1 pseudogene is annotated in these 608 nt (G+C 32.9%); it reads right to left on the reverse strand.

What is annotated here, in order from left to right:
• Positions 1-86 precede the first annotated feature (86 nt).
• Positions 87-608: pseudogene (locus ELQ12_RS09810) on the reverse strand (hypothetical protein); the annotation flags it as partial.

Raw genomic sequence — 608 nt, forward strand, 5'->3', positions numbered from 1 at the left:
AAGTTTCACTCATTTTTATCCTTTCATCCTATATATAAACCATCTTCCATGATTATAGTTGTAGCTAGTCTGCCTATGCAATTACTTTAATCTTTAATGCCATTTTCTTCGCCAAATTTTAGTATTTTAGCTCGAAGTTCTTGCGGAAAATTATATCTATAAATAGCAGGAATTCTTGGATCAAGTTTAGCATCTAATTTGTGTCTTTTGTAATACCATTCTAGATTTTCAGGGGTAAAATAATAAGGTGCATTAGGATAACCTTGAGGAGGAGTTAGGGCTGCTAATTTGGCATGTAATATTAAAGTATCATTAAAAAGTTGTGCTTCTTCTTCACTCCAATCATTAGGTGTATCGGTTCCATAGCCAGTTACCATGCCATTATAATACCCTCCCCTATGATGATCAAATTCTCTTCTGCTTTCATAAGTAGAATCTATATCCCTTGGATCTTTTATCTTACCCTCAACTATATCACTTCTTAAGGCTTTGTATATATCCCCAGATTCATCACGAGCAATTCTATATTTATTATAATCAATCACCCAATCTACTCCCATAATTTCATCTATAAAAGGAAGCATACCAAATTCATCAGGTTTTAAAGT

Origin of the sequence: Campylobacter sp. US25a (assembly GCF_004379075.1) — a bacterium.
In the GTDB taxonomy this organism is placed as follows: domain Bacteria; phylum Campylobacterota; class Campylobacteria; order Campylobacterales; family Campylobacteraceae; genus Campylobacter_D; species Campylobacter_D jejuni.